Genomic DNA, 20056 nt, shown 5'->3' on the forward strand with positions numbered 1-20056 from the left:
GTATGTCTACCTCGAATTCGTCCGGTCAGCGTCGCGCACTCGCCACGCGACTGGCGCAGGTCACCATCCGTGACGAGAACAGATTGCGGCGCCGTCTGGACAAGGCCCGTACCGACGACGCGTTCGCTGCTCTCGACCGCGACATCGCCCGCGCCGAAACCGTGGTCGCCACTCGCCGCGCTGCGGTCCCCACCCTCGAATTTCCCGAGTCACTTCCGGTCAGTCTTCGCAAGGACGACATCGCAGCGGCCATCGCCGAGCACCAGGTGGTGATCGTCGCCGGCGAGACCGGCTCCGGCAAGACCACCCAGATTCCCAAGATCTGCCTCGAGCTGGGGCGCGGAATCCGGGGCTCGATCGGTCACACGCAGCCCCGTCGGCTCGCCGCGCGCACCGTGGCCGAACGCATTGCCGAGGAGGTGGGCGAACCGCTGGGTGAATCCATCGGCTACAAGGTGAGATTCACCGACCAGTCCTCGGATTCGACCCTCGTCAAGCTGATGACCGACGGCATCCTGCTGGCGGAGATCCAACGAGACAGACTGCTCCGCCAGTACGACACCCTGATCATCGACGAGGCCCACGAGCGCAGCCTCAACATCGACTTCATCCTGGGCTACCTCGCGCAGCTTCTCCCCCGCAGACCCGACCTGAAGATCGTCATCACCTCGGCGACCATCGATCCCGAACGATTCGCCCAGCACTTCGCGCGGGACGGCATGCCCGCGCCGATCATCGAGGTCTCCGGCCGCACGTTCCCGGTCGAAATGCGCTATCGGCCACTGACCGTCGACGCCGGGGACACGACGATCGATCTCGACCCCGTCGACGCGACCTGCCAGGCCGTCGACGAGCTGATGGCCGAGGGCGACGGCGACATACTTGTGTTTCTGTCGGGGGAACGCGAGATTCGCGACACCGCCGATGCGTTGAACGACCGCAATCTACGCAACACCGAGATCGTTCCGCTGTACGCGAGACTCTCTGCGGCCGAGCAGCATCGAGTGTTCTCACCACACGCGGGCAGGCGCGTGGTGCTCTCGACGAACGTTGCGGAGACATCGCTGACGGTCCCCGGCATCCGCTACGTGGTGGACCCGGGTACGGCCCGAATCTCGCGATACTCGTTGCGCACCAAGGTTCAGCGGCTCCCCATCGAGCCGATCTCCCAGGCATCGGCGCGGCAGCGGGCCGGCCGCTGTGGTCGCGTCGCCGACGGCATCTGCATCCGGTTGTACTCCGAAGAGGATTTCGAGTCGCGTCCGCAGTTCACCGAACCGGAGATTCTGCGTACCAACCTGGCGTCGGTGATCCTGCAGATGACCGCACTCGGGCTCGGCAAGATCGACGCGTTCCCGTTCGTCGAACCGCCCGATCCGCGCAGCATCAGGGACGGAATCGGACTGCTGGAGGAGCTCGGGGCACTGAAGCCTGCCACCAAGGACGGCACTGCGGAGCTCACCCCCATCGGCCGGGAACTCTCGGCGCTGCCGGTCGATCCTCGAATGGCGCGGATGCTCGTCGAGGCCAACGGCAACGGCTCTCTGCGCGACGCGTTGGTGGTCGTGGCCGCCTTGTCGATTCAGGACGTTCGGGAGCGGCCGGCCGAGCATCAGCAGGCAGCGGACGAGAAGCATGCGCGTTTCGCGGTGGAGAACTCCGACTTCCTCGCGTACGTGAAGCTCTGGACCTATTTGCGCGAACAGCGGAACGAGTTGTCCTCCAACCAGTTCCGACGCATGTGCCGTACCGAGTTCCTGCACTATCTACGTATTCGCGAATGGCAGGATCTGCACGGCCAGCTGCGTCAGATCACCCGCGGGCTCGGATGGACGGTGCCCGACGCCGACTCCACCGAGACCGCCCTGCATCAGTCGCTACTGTCCGGACTGCTCTCGCACGTCGGGCTCAGGGAGGGTGACAAGCGCGAGTTCCTCGGCGCACGCGGAGCTCACTTCGCCATCTTCCCCGGGTCGGGTCTGTTCAAGAAGCCCCCGCGCTGGGTCATGGCCGCCGAACTGGTCGAGACCGGACGCCTGTGGGGCCGGATGGCTGCTCGCATCGAGCCGGAGTGGGCCGAGCGGTTGGCACCGCACCTGGTCAAGCGGACGTACTCGGAACCGCACTGGTCCATCAAGCGGGAATCGGCGATGGCCTACGAACGGGTGACGCTGTACGGCATTCCGTTGGTGACGCAACGTCCGGTGAACTATCACCGCATCGACGCCAAGGCGTCCCGAGAGCTGTTCATCAGACATGCGCTGGTGGAGGGTGAATGGAAGACCCAGCACGCGTTCTTCCACAAGAACCGGGCTCTGCTCGACGACGTGGGTGAACTCGAACATCGCGCACGGCGACGAGACATCGTGGTCGACGACGATGCTCTCTTCGACTTCTACGACGCACGCATCGCCCCGGAGGCGGTGTCGGCGAGGCACTTCGACACCTGGTGGAAGAAGGCCCGCAGGCAGGACCCGCACCTACTCGACTTCACCACCGACACCGTCGTCAACTCCGACGCGGCCTCGGTACTGACCGGGGCGTATCCCGACGCATGGCGACAGGGCGAGATCCAGTTCCCCCTGACGTATCAGTTCGAGCCGGGCACCGCGGCCGACGGAGTCACCGCTCGTATTCCGATCGCGCTGCTCGCTCAGGTACAGCCGGTGGGCTTCGACTGGCTGGTCCCGGGGATGCGCGGCGAGTTGGTGACCGCTCTGATCAAGACACTGCCGAAGGCACTGCGCCGCAACGTCGTCCCGGCTCCCGACTTCGCGGCCGCGGCGTTGGCGGTCATGAAGCCGCGCGCGGAAACCCTGGTGACGGCCTTGGCACGTGAGCTGTCGCGGGCTGCGCAGTGCCACATCACGGCGAAGGACTTCGATGTTGCGGCACTGCCCGAGCACCTGAGGATGACGTTCGCGGCCGTCGACCCGTCCGGAAAGGTGTTGGGCAGCAACAAGGATCTGACTGCTCTTCGGACGATCCTGTCACGAGAGGTCGGCCGTCAGGTGGCCAGCGCGGTCGGCGACGCGGAGCGCGCGCCGTCTCTGGCCTGGACCTCCGGCACGCTGGGACGGTTGGAATCGACCGTCACCCGTGATGTGGGTGGGCAGAAGGTCACCGGCTACCCGGCGTTGGTACCCGAGGGACCGGGCGTCGCGGTGCGGGTCCTCAGCACCCCCGCCGAGGCGCGGGCCGCAATGCGGTCGGGAACCCGAGCCCTGCTGCTGTCGACGGCACCGAAGGGAACCAAGGCATTGCTGGCCGGACTACCGACCGCCGAACGCCTTGCCCTGGGCCAGAATCCGTACGGCGGAGTCGATGCGCTCCTCGAAGAATGCCGGGCTCTGGCGGTCGAGGAAGCGATGGATGCGCACGGTGGGCCGGTACGCGATCCCGAGGCCTTCGACAAGCTCAGGGCACTCGTCGACGCGGAGGTTCCGCAGCGTACCGCCGCGGTGCTGGCCCTGGTTCGCCCGGTGTTGACTGCTGCCCTGGCACTGTCCGCGCAACTGCACTCCTCCTCGGGTGAGCCGGCAGACGACGTTCGGGAACAGCTCGACGGCTTGATCTTTCGCGGGTTCGTCACCGAGTTCGGTTCTCGCAGATTGGCGGACCTGCCGCGCTATCTCGCCGCTGCGACGAAGCGGTTGGCGACGCTGCCGAGCAGTGCGGGCCGGGACGCGGCGGCGATGGACGTACTCGATCGGGTGTACGCGTCGTACGGGCGACTGTTGGATTCGCTGCCGGAGAGCAGAAAGAACAGTTCCGGGGTACAGGAACTGTTCTGGATGATCGAGGAACTGCGCGTCGGACTGTTCGCCCAGGGCATTCGCACGGCGTATCCGGTATCGGAGAAGCGTATCGAAAAGGCGATCTCGGACCAGAGTCGCTGACGGGCGGGACTGTCAGTCGATGTCTGCCGACTCGCGGTGCTTGCGCAGTTCGTGGATTTCTTTCTCGAAGTCCTCGGCCGAGCTGAACGAGCGATAGACGGAAGCAAAGCGCAGGTAGGCCACTTCGTCCAGATCGCGGAGCGGACCGAGAATGGCCAACCCCACTTCGTTGCTCGGGATCTCCGCGGATCCCGCTGCACGGATGGCGTCCTCGACCTGCTGTGCCAGCAGGTTCAGCGCGTCGTTGTCGACATCTCTGCCCTGGCAGGCACGTCGGACTCCCTTGACGACCTTCTCGCGACTGAACGGCTCGGTGACGCCGCTGCGTTTCACGACTGCGAGCACTGCGGCCTCGACGGTCGTGAATCGACGACCGCACTCCGGGCAGGAGCGACGCCGCCGGATTGCTTGCCCCTCGTCCATCTCACGCGAGTCGACCACGCGTGAGTCGGGATGCCTGCAGAACGGGCAATGCATGAGGGATCCTCCGTCGTAGCCGATGCTCCGACGACAAACACGCACAGACGAGCACGCACATCGGGGCAGTCTGTCGAGGATACTCAGTCTTCTCGAACCCGACGGGGCCGGTGGTCATCTGCCGGGCGTGTACTCGACGACAGCTCCGTCGTGCACCTCGACCACACCCGCCGGTTGCGCGCCTGCATCGGGGGCAACGGCCCGCAGGTTCGCGATGCCGATCAGTCCGCCTGCGACGACCAGGACCGCCAACATCCACAACATCAGCGAGCGAATCCGAACCGGCTGGCTCGCGAAGTGCGCCGAGGTCGCGTCGAACTCGCGATCGGCCACCTCGCGATCGGTGACGTCGGTCCACGACGGGTCGAGGACGGGCAGGCACGGGCCCGGTTGCGTGGCGAGACCGTGCAACACCGGACGCGCCCGGCGACGACGCTCGACGACAGTGGATCGGGCACGGACACCGGCGGCGGTGGGGCGATCGGTGATGATGGTCATCGGAACCTCGTCTTCGCTCGTTGGATCGATTATTCGATCAGGCGTTCGATGGACGCTTGTTCGAAGTTCTATCACGAGCCTCCGACAAAGTCTGCAGAAAACGCGACACGAGTCGAACAGATGTTTGATTCAACAGCTGATACACGCTAGATTCGTGTCAGAAACCACACGCCACACGAGTCGACACCATCAACTCCAGTCCGCGCAGACCTACCCCGCAGACCGGATCCAGGACACCAGCAGGAGGCCGACAGCATGAAGGACGAGACCTCGACGAGGTCGACCACGCGTTCCACGACAACCGGTTCCAAGACGACCGGAGCCAGGGCCACCGCACCGAAGGAAGCAGCGGGTAAGCCCGCTGCGGAACCGACATCCAAGGCCATGGAAGTCGGCACCGACATCAGTGCGGGTCTGACCGAGCGGCAGCGGAAGGTACTCGAGGTCATTCGCGCTTCGGTCACCGAGCGCGGTTACCCACCGAGCATTCGGGAGATCGGTGACGCGGTCGGTCTGACGTCGACCTCGTCCGTCGCTCACCAACTCCGCACCCTCGAGCGCAAGGGCTTCCTCCGGCGCGACGCCAACCGCCCCCGCGCCGTCGATGTCCGCGGTCTCGACGAGGTGCAGGCCGATCAGGCTGCCGCGGCGGTCGACGGATCGCAGGCATCGGAGGATCAGGATCGATTGCCGACCCCGACGTTCGTGCCGGTGCTGGGCCGGATCGCTGCAGGCGGCCCGATTCTGGCCGAGGAGGCCGTCGAGGACGTGTTCCCGCTCCCCCGCGAGCTGGTCGGTCAGGGTTCGCTGTTCCTGCTCAAGGTGGTCGGTGAATCGATGATCGACGCGGCCATCTGCGACGGCGACTGGGTGGTGGTTCGTCAGCAGTCCGTGGCGGACAACGGCGACATCGTCGCTGCGATGATCGACGGGGAGGCCACCGTCAAGACGTTCAAGCGGTCCAAGGGCGAGGTGTGGCTGCTGCCGCACAATCCGCTGTTCGAGCCGATTCCGGGCAACAACGCCGCGATCCTCGGCAAGGTCGTCACCGTGATGCGCAAGCTCTAGGGATCGTCACCGTATCGACATGCGAAGGGCCGCAGCACATGTGCTGCGGCCCTTCGCATGTCTGAAGATCAGCGGATCACAGATTCAATCCGCGGCCGATGATCTCCTTCATGATCTCGGTGGTGCCGCCGTAGATGGTCTGCACACGGGAGTCCATGTACGCCTTGGCGATCGGGTATTCCTTCATGTAGCCGTAGCCACCGTGCAGCTGCAGACACCGGTCGATCAGTTTGACCTGATTCTCGGTGGTCCACCACTTCGCCATCGCGGCTTCCTGGACGGTCAACTTGTCTTCGTTGAGCAGTTCGATGAACTTGTCCACCATGATGCGGGTGGCGGTGGTTTCGGTGGCCAACTCCGCCAACACGAAGCGCGTGTTCTGGAACTTGCCGATCGACTTTCCGAACGCCTTGCGGTCACGGCAGTACTGAATGGTCATGTCCAGCGCCGATTCCATCGCCGCGGCAGCGACGACGGCGATGGAGAGCCGCTCCTGGGGCAAGTTCTGCATCAGGTAGATGAAGCCCATGCCCTCGTCGCCGAGCAGGTTGGCGGCGGGCACGCGAACGTCGGTGAAGCTCAGTTCGGCGGTGTCCTGGGCCTTCATGCCGATCTTGTCCAGGTTGCGGCCTCGCTCGAATCCGGGCATGTCGCGTTCGACGACCAGCAGGCTGAAGCCCTGTGCGCCCTTCTCGGGGTCGGTGCAGGCCACGACGATCACCAGATCGGCATTGATTCCGTTGGTGATGAACGTCTTCGAGCCGTTGAGCACCCAGTCGTCACCGTCACGTACGGCCTTGGTCTTGATGCCCTGCAGGTCGCTTCCGGTGCCCGGCTCGGTCATCGCGATCGCCGTGATCAGTTCGCCGGAGCAGAATCCGGGGAGCCAGCGCTGCTTCTGCTCGTCGTTCGCAAGATCGATCAGGTACGGCGCGACGACGTCGTTGTGCAGGGTGAACCCGATACCGCTGTACCCGCCGCGGGTGGTTTCCTCGGTGACGATGGCGTTGTAGCGGAAGTCCTTGACTCCGCCGCCGCCGAACTCCTCGGGCGCTGCCGTTCCGAGGAAGCCCTGCTTACCGGCCTCGACCCAGACGCCGCGATCGACGATGTTCTGCTCTTCCCACTTCGCGTGGTTCGGCGCTACGTGCTGATCGAGAAATTTCCGGTAGGACTCCCGGAACAGCTCGTGCTCGGGCTCGAAAAGTGTGCGTTCCACGAATGTCTCCTTGTTCGGTGCATACCGGCAGCGACCACGCGAAATCTCTACGGATCTCGGTCGCCGGTACGACTGACGTCACAGGGAAACACTACGTCCGCGGTGTCGGGTCGGTCGATGACCAAAACGCGCGCGATCCGTGACCGACCTCGCTAACGACCTCGTGTGCCTGCACTCCTCGCGAGCGCCGAGACGATCGGGTAGCCGAGAAGGATGCCCACCGAACCCCAGGCGATACCGCCGAGCTCGACCGATCCGACGGACAGTGTCAGGTCGCCGATTCCGGCGACGAGCGCCGCAGCGACGACCATGAGATTGACCGGATCGGTGAAGTCGACCTTCGCGTCGGTCCAGATGCGTACGCCGAGCAGCCCGATGAGGCCGTAGAGAACCAGGGTTGCGCCGCCGATGACCCCGTCGGGCGCGGTGAAGATCAGTGCACCGAACTTGGGCGAGAACGCGAGCAGCATCGCGGTGATCGATGCGACCCAGTACGCCGCGGTCGAGTAGACGCGAGTGGCGGCCATGACGCCGATGTTCTCTGCGTAGGTGGTGGTGCCCGAACCGCCGCCGGCTCCGGCGAGTGTGGTCGCCAGCCCGTCGGCGATCAATGCGTCACCGGCCACGTCGTCGAGGTTCTTGCCGGTCATCGCGGCGACGGCTTTGACGTGCCCCACGTTCTCGGCGACGAGGACGATCACCACCGGCAGCGCCACGAGGATCACCGACAGCTCGAAGGACGGACCGCGAAACTCGGGTAGACCGATCCAGCTCGCCGCGCTCAGTGCGTCGAGACGCGGTTGCGCGATTCCCCCGGTGACGGCGGCGAACACCCAACCCACGACGACACCGAGCAGAATTCCGAGTCGCCCGATCAAGCCGGGTCCGAGCGCCGTCGCCAGCAGAATCGCGATCAGGGTGACGGCTGCGATCAGCGGCTGTGCCTCGAACGACGTGGTGGCGGCCGGTGCCAGGTTCAGCCCGATCAGCACGACGACGGCACCGGTCACGACGGGCGGCATGGCCGCGTCGAGTACCCGTTGGCCCGCGAACTTCACCACGAGGCCGACGGCTGCCAGTACGACGCCGACACACAGGACCGCTCCGAGTTGGGCGGCGGGTCCGTTCGCTTGGGTGGCACCGAGCGGGGCCAGGAAAGCGAAGGAGGAACCCAGATAGCTGGGAACACGCCCTCGGGTGATGACGAGGAACAGCGCCGTTCCTATGCCCGAGAACAGCAGCGTCGTCGAGACCGGAAATCCGGTGATCGTCGGAACCAGCAGTGTTGCACCGAACATCGCGACGACGTGCTGCATTCCGATACCGATGGTGCGTGGCCACGTCAATCGTTCGTCGGGCGAGACCACCGCCCCGGCTTCGACGGTCTTTCCGTTTCCGTGCAGCGTCCAACCCAGAGTTCTCATGATGGAAGGCAACACTATTGGATCAGCCGAGGATCGCACTCACTGCCTCGCGGGCAGCGGCGGTGCTGTCCGTCTCGAGGGCTGCGGCGGCCGCTTCCTTGCACTGATCGAGCGTGACCGTCGCCAGCTTCGACCCCACGTGCGCGACGGCAGCCGATGCCGCCGACAGCGAGGTAATGCCGAGTCCGACCAACACGCAGGCCAGCAGCGGATCAGCAGCGGCCTCACCGCAGACGCCAACGGGTTTGCCCGCCTTGGCTCCCGCGGCCGCGGTGTGCGCCACGAGTGCCAGCACGGCCGGCTGCCACGGATCGGTCAGGCCGGCGAGCTGAGCGGACATACGGTCGGCGGCCATCGTGTACTGAGCCAGGTCGTTGGTGCCGATCGACAGGAAGTCGACGTGCTCGAGGATGTGTTCGGCGAGCAGCGCGGCGGCGGGGATCTCGATCATGACGCCGGGGGTGAGTCCGCGCTCGCGCACGTCGGCGGCGAAATCCTTCGCCTCCAGCGCGGTCGCGATCATCGGAGCCATCACCCACGGGGAGGAGTCGGTCGCCTTGGCGGCCGCTGCGATGCCGTCGAGCTGGCGGTACAGAATCCCGCGGTCGGCTTCGGCGATGCGGATGCCGCGGATGCCCAGTGCCGGGTTGGCCTCGTCGGGATGCGTGGCGAACCGAAGTGGCTTGTCCGAGCCTGCGTCGAGAGTTCGCACGACGACCTTCTTGCCCGCGAACGCGTCGAGTACCTGGGCGTAGATTTCGGCCTGCTCGTCGACGGTGGGTTCGGAGTCGCGGTCGAGAAAGCACAGTTCGGTCCGAAACAGTCCGACGCCGTCCGCTGCGCTGGACCGTGCTGCGCGGGCACCGGCACCGTCCTGGACGTTGGCGAGAATGTCGACCGCGTGGCCGTCGGCGGTGGTACCGGGGCCGACCCACTGGGACACCCGGTCCAGCTCGTCGCGGGCAGAGACGACGGCGGCGCGGGCCGACTCGGCGTCGGGCTCGAGTTCGATGCGGCCGCTGGTGCCGTCGACCGATGCGTTCGTACCCGCGGCGATGTCGTCGAGGCCGGCCACGGCAACGATGCAGGGAATGCCCAGCTGGCGCGCGATGATCGCGGTGTGACTGGTCGGACCGCCCAGCGAGGTGGCCAGACCCACGATCAGCGCAGGGTCGAGGCCTGCGGTGTCGGCGGGTGCCAGGTCGTCGGCGAACAGCACCGACGGTTCGTCCGGAACCGGGACACCGGGCTCCGGCACGCCGAGGATCTCGGCGATGACTCGGTCGCGGATGTCGCGCAGATCGGTCACGCGCTCGGCCATCAGCCCGCCGAGCTGGGTGAACATCGCGGCAAACTTCTCGGTGGCCGCGGCAGTGGCGGTGACCGCCGAACTGCCCTTCGCGATCGAGGCGCGCGCGGCTCCGAGCCAACCGCGGTCCGTTGCCATCGCGGCGTTGGCCGACAGGACTTCCGAGGCAGCTCCGGTCGCCAGCTCCGCGCGACCACGCAGGCGAGCGGCGACGGCGTTCGCTGCGGCGTCGAAGACGTCCTTCTCGGCACCTCGATCCGCCTCGGCCACCTCGCCGGTGTCGGCTGGGATGGCGGGACGGGCACCGGGGCGGATCACTCGGCCGTATCCGACGCCGGGCACGACAGGCGTGCCGTGCAGCGTGGTCTGCGCTGCTCCGGTTCCGGCTGCATCGACTGTCGTGTCGCTGTGTCCGGTCGAAACGGTGCTAACCGATCCCGTCATGTGGTCCTCCTCGGATCCTGCGTGAACAAAGGTCTTCGTACTGTCCGGCGAGCTGTGGTGGGGGCCATCACTCGTATGTGTTGTGACCGAGATTACTCCAAACCCTTGACATGTCAACACACACGGGCGTAAAACAACATAAAGCAACATCAACATGGAAGGAGACGCAGGTGTACGCAGAAGAACGACAGCACTCCATAGCCGAACTGATCAGCACCCAGGGACGCGTCTCCGTCAACGATCTCTCTGCCACCTACGGCGTCACCACAGAAACTGTGCGACGCGACCTCGCCACCCTCGATCGAATGGGCGTCGTGCGCCGCGTCCATGGTGGAGCAGTACCCGCATCGGCGCTGACCACACTCGAACCGGGCGTCTCGGAACGCGAATTCACCCGCGCCGATCAGAAGGACGCGATCGCGGCCGCCGCCCTGTCCTTCCTGCCGCCGGTCGGGGGCAGCGCCGTGTTCGATGCCGGCACCACAACGGGCCGACTCGCCGGTTTGCTTCCCCACGATCGTGAGCTGACGTTGGTGACCAACTCGGTCCCGATCGCCGCTCGCGCCGCGACGATGCCGAGTGTCAGCCTTCGACTGCTCGGCGGTCGGGTACGTGGGACCACTCAGGCGGCTGTCGGCGACGAAGCGCTGAGCGCCCTCGAATGGCTCCGTGTGGACGTCGCGTTCATCGGCACCAACGCCATCAGCGTCGGGCACGGACTGTCCACTCCCGACAGCGACGAGGCAGCAGTCAAGCGTGCCATGGTCGAGGCGGCGAACCACGTTGTGGTGCTGGCGGATTCGTCGAAGATCGGCCGCGAGCACCTGGTCAGCTTCGCCCGAGTGGGCTCCATCGATGTCATCGTCACCGACAGCGACATCTCGACCAACGACCGTAAGAAACTCAGCGACAAAGGAATCGAGGTGGTGATCGCATGATGGTCACACTCACGGCCAACCCGAGCATGGACCGGACGGTCACACTCGACACGCCGCTCGTCCGCGGTGGCGTACACCGGGCATCGACGTCGTCCACCGACCCAGGAGGCAAGGGCGTCAACGTCGCTCGCGTACTCGGCGGATCGGGAGTCGAGGCGCTTGCGGTGCTCCCGGCCAACACCGGAGACCCCCTGCTCGACGCGATGGCCGCGAAGGGAGTGCGGTATTCCGCGGTTCCGACGTCGGGTCCTGCACGGACCAACATCACGGTGAGCGAGGTCGGTGGCACCACCACCAAGATCAACGAGCCCGGTGCCACGGTGTCGGAGCGGACCCGCGCGGAGCTGCGGGAGCGGATCCTCTCTCTCGCAGTCGATGCCGAATGGGTGGTTCTCTCCGGTTCGCTTCCGCCGGGCCTCCCCGTCGACTGGTATGCCGAGCTCGTCACTGCGCTGCGTGCCACGTCGGCGAAAGTTGCGGTGGACACCTCCGACGAGCCACTGCTCGCACTCGCGGCGGCGTTCCCGGCGTCGGCACCCGATCTGATCAAACCCAATTCCGAGGAACTCGCCCAACTCACCGGGTACGATTCCGAAGAGCTGGAAAGCGCAGCGGCGCAGGGTGATCCGACGGCCGCGATCGCAGCCAGCACGATCCTTCTCGGCCGAGGCGTCGGCGCGGTACTGGCCACTCTCGGCAGTGCCGGAGCCGTACTGGTCACCGAGGACGGTTCCTGGTACGCCAGCCCGCCCCCGATCACCGCGGTCAGCACGGTCGGCGCAGGCGATTCCTCGCTCGCCGGCTACATCCTCGCCGATGCCGAGAACTGTTCCGACGCAGACAAACTTCGCCGCGCCGTCGCCTACGGAACGGCAGCAACCGCGCTTCCAGGCACCACGCTTCCACTGCCCGAGCAGACCCACCCGAATTCGGTGACGGTCCGTGCGCTCGACATCCCCACCTCCGTCAGCCCGTCCACGCTCTCCCCTTCTTCGAACCGTCTCTAGGAGCCCGCAATGTCCACCCCCACCGAAGATCAGCAGATCATCGCCGAGGATCTGATCCTCCTCGACGCCGATCTCGGCGAATCCAAGGAAGCCGTCATCGAACGCCTCGCAGGCGTTCTGGCTTCCGCGGGTCGCGCAACCGAGACCGATGCCCTGCGCGACGCCGCTCTGGCCCGCGAAGCGCAGTCGGCAACCGGCCTGCCCGGCGGCATCGCCATCCCGCACTGCCGCTCCGAAGCGGTCACCTCCGCCTCGCTCGGATTCGCCCGGCTGAACCCCAAGGTCGATTTCGGTGCCCCCGACGGCCCGGCCGACCTCGTCTTCCTCATCGCAGCGCCGGCCGGTGCCGGTTCGGCGCACATGAAGTTGCTCTCGAGCCTGGCGCGCGCACTGGTCAAGCCGGAGTTCGTCACCTCGCTGCGCAACGCGTCCTCGGCTGCCGAGATCGTCACCCTCGTCGACGGTGTCATCAACCCGGCGGCGAAGCCGGCTTCGACGACCCCTGCGGCAGCTCCCGTGTCGACCGCCAAGCACAGCGCGGCCGCTGTCCCGGCCGAGGCCACTGCCCCCAAGCACATCGTCGCGGTCACCGCCTGCCCCACCGGAATTGCGCACACCTACATGGCTGCCGATTCACTCGTCGCAGCGGGTGAGCGTGCCGGAGTCACGGTTCATGTCGAGACCCAGGGCTCGAGCGGCAGCACGCCGTTGGACCCCTCGATCATCGCCGGAGCCGAGGCAGTCATCTTCGCCACCGATGTGGGCGTCAAGGGCCGCGAGCGTTTCGCCGGCAAGCCCGTCATCTCCTCCGGCGTCAAGCGCGCCATCAACGAGCCCGATGTCATGCTCACCGAAGCCCTGCGCGCTGCGCTGAATCCGGACGCCGCTCGCGTCGGCGGTACCGCAGTGGCGGCCGGCTCGAACGAGTCCGCAGGCGAACTCGGCTGGGGCACCCGCATCCGCCAGATCCTGCTCACCGGCGTCAGCTACATGATCCCGTTCGTCGCTGCCGGTGGTCTGCTGATCGCCCTGGGCTTCCTGCTCGGCGGATACGAAATCAAGGATGTCGCCGAGGGTATCGTCGTCAACAACTCCATCACCTCGCTGCCCGAAGGCGGAATCGCCGCCTACCTCGGTGCCGTGCTCTTCCAGATCGGCGCGCTGTCCTTCAGCTTCCTGGTGCCCGCGCTGGCCGGCTACATTTCCTACGCCATTGCCGACAGGCCAGGTCTGGCACCAGGATTCACCGCAGGCGCGGTGGCCGTTCTGGTGGGTGCAGGCTTCATCGGCGGTCTCGTCGGTGGTCTGATCGCCGGCTTCGTCGCACTGTGGATCAGCAAGTGGAAGATCCCCACGGTTCTGCGCGGCCTCATGCCCGTCGTCATCATTCCGCTGTTCGCCACCCTCATCGTCGGCGCGATCATGTTCCTGCTGCTCGGCAAGCCACTCGCCGCGATCACCAGTGGACTCACGGACTGGCTCAACGGCCTCAGCGGTTCCTCGGTCATCATCCTCGGCATCATTCTCGGCCTGATGATGTGCTTCGACCTCGGTGGACCGGTCAACAAGGCTGCCTACGCATTCGCCACCGCAGGCCTGTCGGTCACCGATACCGCCTCGCTTCGCATCATGGCAGCGGTCATGGCCGCAGGAATGGTGCCGCCCCTGGCCATGGCACTCGCCTCGACCGTTCGCGCACGCCTGTTCACCGAAGCCGAGCGCGAGAACGGCAAGGCTGCATGGTTCCTGGGAGCTGCATTCATCTCCGAGGGCGCAATCCCGTTCGCAGCGGCCGATCCGTTCCGCGTCATCCCCTCGATGATGGCAGGCGGCGCAGTGACCGGCGCGATGATCATGGCGTTCGACGTCACCCTCAGCGCACCGCACGGCGGCATCTTCGTGTTCTTCGCGATCGGCAACATCCTGTGGTTCATCCTCTCGCTGGCGGCGGGCACCATCGTCTCCGCGTTCCTGGTCGTCTCCGCCAAGCAGTTCGTCAAGAGCAAGAACGCCCCGTCGGACGCCGAACTCGATCCCGCACTCGCCACCGTCTGACACTCGCTACGATCGCAACAACCCCACTACGAAGGAGCACCACATGCCCAGCACCACAGTCGCCGTCGGATCCTCGATCGGTCTGCACGCTCGACCCGCAGCACTGATCGCCGACGCCGTCGCCGAAGCCGGCGTGGACGTCACCCTCGCAGTGGCCGACTCGGAGCCCGTAGACGCAGGTTCGGCCCTGATGATCATGACGCTCGGGGCCACCAAGGGCACCGAAGTCACCGTCACCAGCGACGACCAGGCAGCACACGACAAAGTGGTCGCACTCGTCGAAGCAGACTTGGACGCATAGGTCCAGCTTCTAGCGAGAACGCATCGATCGCCGGACGGTGAATCCCACCGCTCCGGCGATCAGCACCACACCGGCAGCGACGGCCGCTCGGAATGTCCATTCCGAGTCCGTCGCTGTCGGCGTCTGCGCAGGCTGGTCGGGAACGACGGTCGGCGATACCGGCTCCACAGCAGCAGGTTCGGGCGTGGACGTGTCGAGCGCTACCGCGTCGGGGATCCTCAGAATGGGCGGAAGAGTGGCCTCGGCGGGTCCGAATCCTGCCTCGGATGCGATGAGCAAGGACCCGTCGTCGGTGAAGACCAATGCCTCACCCTGCGGCTGATCGGGCAACGGCACCACGGCACGAGACGCTGTCGGATCGACCAACGTCGACGCGATGTCCCCGCCCGACGGGCGGAACAGGTAGGCGTCGGTGTAGGTACGCACTGCTGCCACGGCACCGTCGGCGCTCACCGCTCCCCCGGTCGCCAGTATCGATCCGACCACGAACGGCGGCCCACCGACCGTGTCGGTTGCCGTGAATGCCAGATCTCCGACCTTGCGCATCGGCGTCGGCCCAGGGCTGGACAGATCGGCGACGGATTCGTCGCCGGCAGGTACGTACACCCCGCTCACGCCCGAGAGCTCCTTCGTCACGATCACCGGCCTACCACCGGGCTCGATCAGTATCGTCTCGGCGTCGTGCGCGCCGTCGGGATAGGTCAGTCGGTACAGTTCTCCCGCACCCGAGGCCGGGTCCAATCGCGTCAATGCCACCGTGTCGCGGCGCATCTGATTGTCGCCGATGTCCGCCAACCACAGCGAGCCGTCGTACGACGTCAGGTCCTCGACGTCGTACGGGTCGACGGGCACGTCGATCCATCGCTGCACCGAGCAGTCGGCACCGAGCACCGCGACCCGATCATCGGCTCCGCTGTCACCGATCGCGTACAGGACCCCGTCGATCGAGGTCAGCCCCGACAACTCGGCGAGGCCGGGATCTGTTGGCCGACAATACGTTTCGGTCTCGATCGGCGCAGCGAAGGCAGTACCCGAGAACGCGATCGTCGCGGCGACTGCAGCCGCCACCGCTCCGCCCACCACCAGCCGTGGCCCCACCGAGGTCAGACGCTGGGCACGGTCGCCGTGAATTCGACGAGCGCTGCCGCAAGTGACTGCGGCACACGAGCTTCCACGCGTGTGCCCTCTTCCTCGTGGGTGGATTTCACGATCCGGCCATCGGTGTGGATTCGCGCGACCAGATCACCACGCGTGTAGGGCACGAGAACGTCGACCAACACGTCCGGCTCGGAGAGGATCTCGGCCAAGTGATCCCGCAGAGCGTCGATTCCCTCGCCGGTCTTGGCCGACACGAACCGAGCGCCGTCGAGCAATCCACGCAATTGAGTCAACTGAACCGGATCGGCAGCGTCGATCTTGTTGACCACCAATAACTCCGGCGGCATCTTCGCATCCTGTTCGCGAACCACCTCGGTGATCACCTCGCGCACGGCCTTGATCTGATCGATCGGAAGAGGATCCGATCCGTCGACCACGTGCAGCAGCAGATCTGCATCGGTGACTTCCTCGAGCGTCGAGCGGAACGCTTCGACCAACTGAGTCGGAAGATGCCGAACGAAGCCGACGGTGTCGGTCAGCACGATCTCGCGGCCGTCTTCGAGCGTCGACTTGCGCGTGGTGGGATCGAGGGTGGCGAACAGTGCGTTCTGAACCAACACACCGGATCCGGTGAGCGCATTCAGCAGACTCGATTTGCCTGCGTTCGTGTACCCCACGATCGCGATCGACGGCACCGTACCGCTCAGGCGCTGTTCGCGTTTGGTGTCGCGGGCCTGCTTCATGCCCTTGATCTCGCGGCGCAGCTTGGCCATCCGCTCACGGATGCGTCGACGGTCGGTCTCGATCTTCGTCTCACCCGGTCCGCGCAGACCCACACCACCGTTGCTGCCTGCCCGTCCACCGGCCTGCCGCGACATGGATTCGCCCCAGCCGCGAAGCCTGGGCAACATGTATTCCATCTGCGCGAAGGCGACCTGCGCCTTGCCTTCTCGCGAGGTCGCGTGCTGGGCGAAGATGTCGAGGATCAGCGCGGTGCGATCGATGACCTTGACCTTGACGACCTTCTCCAGCGCATTGAGCTGAGCAGGCGTCAGTTCACCATCGCAGATCACCGTGTCGGCGCCGGTCGCGAGGACGATGTCGCGTACCTCCTTGGCCTTACCGGAGCCGATGTACGTCGCGGCATCGGGCTTGTCGCGTCGCTGCATCAGCGCTTCGAGTACCTCCGAGCCGGCGGTCTCGGCCAGTGCAGCCAGCTCGGTCATGCTGGACTCGGCCTGCGCGGCCGTGCCGGTGGTCCAGACTCCGACCAGCACGACGCGTTCGAGGCGCAGCTGCCGGTACTCGACCTCGGTGACGTCGGTGAGCTCGGTGGACAGTCCGGCCACTCGACGTAGCGCGGTGCGATCTTCGAGCTGCATGTCGCCGGAGGACGGGGAGTTCTCGTCGTTCAGCGGAGACCGAGCCAGTCGCCTCGACCACGCGTCGGACTCTTCACGAGTCCAGGCGGATTCGGTTTCGGGAGCACCGTCGATATCGTCGCGACTGTCGTCGACCGGTTCGCCCGCAGGGGATGTTTCATGTGAGTTCGTCATACGAGCTCCATGATCCACGAAAAGCCCAGCGTATGCACGCGGGTTTCGGTCCGGGCGGATGCCGAGGCCGGTGCGATCGTCAGGACTGAGCCTTCAGCCACCGGTCGTCGATCTCGCCGCGGGCCAGCAGCACCGACGGTCCGCGCAGAGTGGCTCCGACGTGATCGATGGCCACGCGTACCCGACCGCCGAGCACACCGACGCTCACCTCCCCGGTCTCGTGACCCTCGTAGGACAGCGCGGCTGCGGCCGCAGCCACGGTTCCGGTGCCACACGATCGCGTCTCCCCGACGCCACGCTCGAACACGCGCATCTCGACGGCACCGTCGTCGAGCCTGGTCAGGATCTCGACGTTCGCACCGTGGGGAAAGAACTCGGTGTCCAGCGTCGGTGGTGCGGACAAGTCCAGAGCGCCGAGAGATGCGCGCGTCAATGCACCGTCGACACAGGCCAGGTGAGGATTGCCGACGTCGATTCCGACGCCCTCGTACGTTCCGCCCGCGAGGGTCACCGAGCTCGAGCCCATCAGCGTGACGTCACCCATCGCCACGGTGACATCGGCGTCGGTGTCGTCGAACGAGTGGACGGTCACAGCGCGCGCGCCGGCCCGCGAACCCACCACGAACTGGTCGCGTTGTTCGAGATCGTGCACCCGCAAGTAGTGCGCGAACACGCGGACACCGTTGCCGCACATCTCGGCAATGGTGCCGTCGCCGTTGCGGTAGTCCATGAACCAGTCCTCGGGCTCGACACCCGACGGAATTCGGTCGAGTACGCCTGCATCTCGGAGCACACCGGCCCGCGCGACGCGCAGAATTCCGTCGGCACCGAGGCCCTGGCGTCGATCGCACAACACCGAGACCGCCGACCTGGTGAGTTCGAGCTCGGCTGCCGGATCCGGCAGTACGACGAAGTCGTTCTGAGTTCCGTGGCCTTTGGCGAATTCCATGGCCGCGAGTCTACGGGGGTTCGGCTACGAGGGGTCGATCGCAGACAAGGCGTCCGACCTCAGCGTGGGCGAGGCACCGTCGAGCCAACGAACGCGTTCGTCGCGGCGAAACCAGGATCGCTGGCGTCGCACGTAGCGTCTGGTTCCGATGAACGTCCGTTCGCGTGCGAACTCGACGTCGTACTCCCCCGCCAACACGTCGAGAGCCTGCGCGTACCCGATCGCCCGCGACGCGGTGACGCCCTCCCGTAGTCCCGAGGCGAGCAGCCCCTCCACCTCGTCGAGCAGTCCGCTCTCGAACATCAGCCGAGTGCGCTCGGCGATCCGATCGTCCAGTTCTGCTGTGTCGCGGTCGACTCCCAACACCACCGTGCCCCAGCGAGGTGCGCCGATCTTCGGGGCCGAGGCCGCGAACGGCTGCCCGGTCAGCTCCACCACCTCGAGCGCCCGGACCATGCGCCTGCCGTCGGTGGGCAGGATCGATGCGGCAGCCTCGGGATCGGCGGCCGTCAACGCCCGATGGATCTCCTCGACGCCGTCGCGTTCGAGGACTGCTTCCCACTTCGCTCGGACGACGGGGTCGGTGGCCGGAAAGGCCCATTCGTCGAGCAACGACTGCACGTACATCATCGATCCGCCGACGATGATCGGCCGCAGACCCCGCGATCGAATGTCCTCGACGTCGGCGACCGCAGCCGCTTGGTACCGCGCGACGGTGGCGATGTCGGTGACCTCGAGCACATCGAGTTGATGGTGCGGAATTCCGCGCCGCTCCGCGACGGGCAGTTTCGCGGTCCCGATGTCCATCCCCCGGTACTGCTGCATGGCGTCGATATTGACGATTTCGCCGCCGAGTTCCTCGGCCAGATCGAGAGCCAGATCGGATTTGCCTGCGGCAGTCGGCCCGATGACCGCGATCGGAGTCGTGGCCGAATCGCTCGCCCCGTCAGTCACGAGCCCAGGTCCCCACGAAGTACCCGACCCCGAAGGGAGCGCCTCGGTAGAGCTCGCTCGTCGTTGTCGCATCGGCTCCGGCGAGCGCTGCCAGCACCTGCAATGCCGCTCTGCCGCCGACTCCGAGCGATGCGCACAGGTCTGGATCCAGACCCGCCAATGCATCGACGTCGGCGCTCGCGAGGGCATCGTCGATCCGGCGCTGGAGCTCCTCGGCGCGCTCGTCGAACGATCCAGGGGCCTTCGGAGTCAACGTGTTCGCTCCGTCTGCCAGCACCAGAACACCCCAGTTCTCCGCCGAAGCATCGAGCTCGCGGCGCAGCTGCTCGCCGAACTCGGCGCACCACTCGGTGCTCGCATCGGCCGGGATCGTGCGGACCTCGACCGCATCGTCGGGCGCAGCCACTCCTCGCAGCCACCCCGCGATCAGAACGGCCAGCGGCAGGTCCGGGTCTGCGGCAGTCTGCGCTGTGCCGCCGGACAGGCTCACCACCACATCGACTCCGAAGCCCCGCAACGTGCCGACCGTGGCCTCGCCGTACGTGGACGACGTGCGATCGACGCCGAGGACGATCCAGCTGTCGACCATCGACGCCAAGTGAGTCGTCGCGCTGACGGCGGCGGTCCGAAGATCGGCCGTCTCGGCCGCCCCCGCGCCCATCAATTCGGGGACCAGCAACGGCGGAGAGGGCACCAGGGCCGCGGCACGAAACACGAGTACCACGCTAGTCGCTGGTGCAACTTGGCCGGACGAGTCCACCTCGAGTCGTCTGAGCTGTTTCAATGGTCCGATCGGTCGTCACCTAGTTCAATGGTGTCCAGATCGCGATTGAGGCAGCCGTGACGCGCGGCAGAGATGA

The 20056-nt window shown here is 66.2% G+C and carries 16 protein-coding genes; 6 read left to right on the plus strand and 10 right to left on the minus strand.

From position 1 onward, the window contains the following. The first annotated feature begins 2 nt into the window (after window positions 1-2). Complete coding sequence (gene hrpA, locus AB0366_RS11640) at window positions 3-3899, plus strand: ATP-dependent RNA helicase HrpA (RefSeq protein ID WP_366244068.1); 3897 nt, start codon at window positions 3-5, stop codon at window positions 3897-3899. A gap of 12 nt (window positions 3900-3911) precedes the next feature. Here hrpA and nrdR read toward each other — a convergent pair whose 3' ends face one another. Then, on the minus strand, window positions 3912-4376 hold the full coding sequence (nrdR, locus tag AB0366_RS11645) for a transcriptional regulator NrdR (protein WP_008716872.1): 465 nt from the start codon (window positions 4374-4376) through the stop codon (window positions 3912-3914). Window positions 4377-4490: 114 nt separating this feature from the next. Next, window positions 4491-4874 carry a hypothetical protein gene (locus tag AB0366_RS11650; RefSeq protein ID WP_366244069.1) on the minus strand — a complete coding sequence of 128 codons (384 nt, stop codon included), beginning with the start codon at window positions 4872-4874 and terminating at the stop codon, window positions 4491-4493. Between the two features lie 384 nt (window positions 4875-5258). On the opposite strand from AB0366_RS11650, the gene lexA reads away from it, so the two are divergent. Beyond that, complete coding sequence (gene lexA / locus AB0366_RS11655; RefSeq protein ID WP_094615357.1) at window positions 5259-5942, plus strand: transcriptional repressor LexA; 684 nt, start codon at window positions 5259-5261, stop codon at window positions 5940-5942. A 76-nt stretch (window positions 5943-6018) separates the two neighbouring features. Here lexA and AB0366_RS11660 read toward each other — a convergent pair whose 3' ends face one another. The 3 genes from AB0366_RS11660 to ptsP form a co-directional block, all read right to left on the minus strand. Beyond that, the gene (locus tag AB0366_RS11660; protein WP_366244070.1) at window positions 6019-7161 is read right to left on the minus strand and encodes an acyl-CoA dehydrogenase family protein; all 1143 of its coding nucleotides are present in this window, start codon (window positions 7159-7161) and stop codon (window positions 6019-6021) included. Window positions 7162-7313: 152 nt separating this feature from the next. Further along, window positions 7314-8585 (minus strand): solute carrier family 23 protein, encoded by a 1272-nt coding sequence (locus AB0366_RS11665; RefSeq protein WP_366244071.1) that lies wholly within the window; start codon window positions 8583-8585, stop codon window positions 7314-7316. Window positions 8586-8607: 22 nt separating this feature from the next. Continuing rightward, window positions 8608-10338 carry a phosphoenolpyruvate--protein phosphotransferase gene (gene ptsP, locus AB0366_RS11670; protein ID WP_366244073.1) on the minus strand — a complete coding sequence of 577 codons (1731 nt, stop codon included), beginning with the start codon at window positions 10336-10338 and terminating at the stop codon, window positions 8608-8610. 170 nt (window positions 10339-10508) lie between these two features. Here ptsP and AB0366_RS11675 point away from each other — a divergent pair, with 170 nt between their 5' ends. Genes AB0366_RS11675 through AB0366_RS11690 form a run of 4 tightly spaced genes read left to right on the plus strand, consistent with a single transcriptional unit; the run spans window position 10509 to window position 14639 of the window. Further along, window positions 10509-11276 (plus strand): DeoR/GlpR family DNA-binding transcription regulator, encoded by a 768-nt coding sequence (locus tag AB0366_RS11675; RefSeq protein ID WP_366244074.1) that lies wholly within the window; start codon window positions 10509-10511, stop codon window positions 11274-11276. Further along, window positions 11273-12283, plus strand: coding sequence for a 1-phosphofructokinase family hexose kinase (locus tag AB0366_RS11680; RefSeq protein ID WP_366244075.1), 1011 nt, complete (start codon window positions 11273-11275; stop codon window positions 12281-12283). The genes AB0366_RS11675 and AB0366_RS11680 overlap by 4 nt, the downstream gene beginning before the upstream one ends. 9 nt (window positions 12284-12292) lie before the next feature. Further along, a complete protein-coding gene (locus AB0366_RS11685; protein ID WP_366244076.1) occupies window positions 12293-14338 on the plus strand; it encodes a fructose-specific PTS transporter subunit EIIC in 2046 nt (681 codons plus the stop codon). Between the two features lie 43 nt (window positions 14339-14381). Then, window positions 14382-14639: an HPr family phosphocarrier protein gene (locus tag AB0366_RS11690; RefSeq protein ID WP_366244077.1), complete on the plus strand. Its 258-nt coding sequence runs from the start codon at window positions 14382-14384 to the stop codon at window positions 14637-14639. Between the two features lie 9 nt (window positions 14640-14648). On the opposite strand, the gene AB0366_RS11695 is transcribed toward AB0366_RS11690, so the two are convergent. The 5 genes from AB0366_RS11695 to AB0366_RS11715 all read right to left on the minus strand — a co-directional run bounded on the left by AB0366_RS11695 (window position 14649) and on the right by AB0366_RS11715 (window position 19911). Next, window positions 14649-15737, minus strand: coding sequence for a hypothetical protein (locus AB0366_RS11695; protein ID WP_366244078.1), 1089 nt, complete (start codon window positions 15735-15737; stop codon window positions 14649-14651). A gap of 5 nt (window positions 15738-15742) precedes the next feature. Beyond that, window positions 15743-17119, minus strand: a complete 1377-nt coding sequence (hflX, locus tag AB0366_RS11700) for a GTPase HflX (protein ID WP_230596240.1) — start codon at window positions 17117-17119, stop codon at window positions 15743-15745. A gap of 253 nt (window positions 17120-17372) precedes the next feature. Then, entirely contained in the window at window positions 17373-18242 is an 870-nt protein-coding gene (gene dapF / locus AB0366_RS11705) for a diaminopimelate epimerase (RefSeq protein WP_366244079.1), read from the minus strand. Between the two features lie 24 nt (window positions 18243-18266). After that, window positions 18267-19196: a tRNA (adenosine(37)-N6)-dimethylallyltransferase MiaA gene (gene miaA / locus AB0366_RS11710; protein WP_366244080.1), complete on the minus strand. Its 930-nt coding sequence runs from the start codon at window positions 19194-19196 to the stop codon at window positions 18267-18269. Then, a complete protein-coding gene (locus tag AB0366_RS11715; protein WP_366244081.1) occupies window positions 19189-19911 on the minus strand; it encodes a class III extradiol dioxygenase subunit B-like domain-containing protein in 723 nt (240 codons plus the stop codon). The genes miaA and AB0366_RS11715 overlap by 8 nt, the downstream gene beginning before the upstream one ends. Window positions 19912-20056: the final 145 nt, after the last annotated feature.

The sequence above is a fragment of the Rhodococcus sp. NPDC076796 genome, from assembly GCF_040702765.1.
In the GTDB taxonomy this organism is placed as follows: Bacteria; Actinomycetota; Actinomycetes; order Mycobacteriales; family Mycobacteriaceae; genus Rhodococcoides.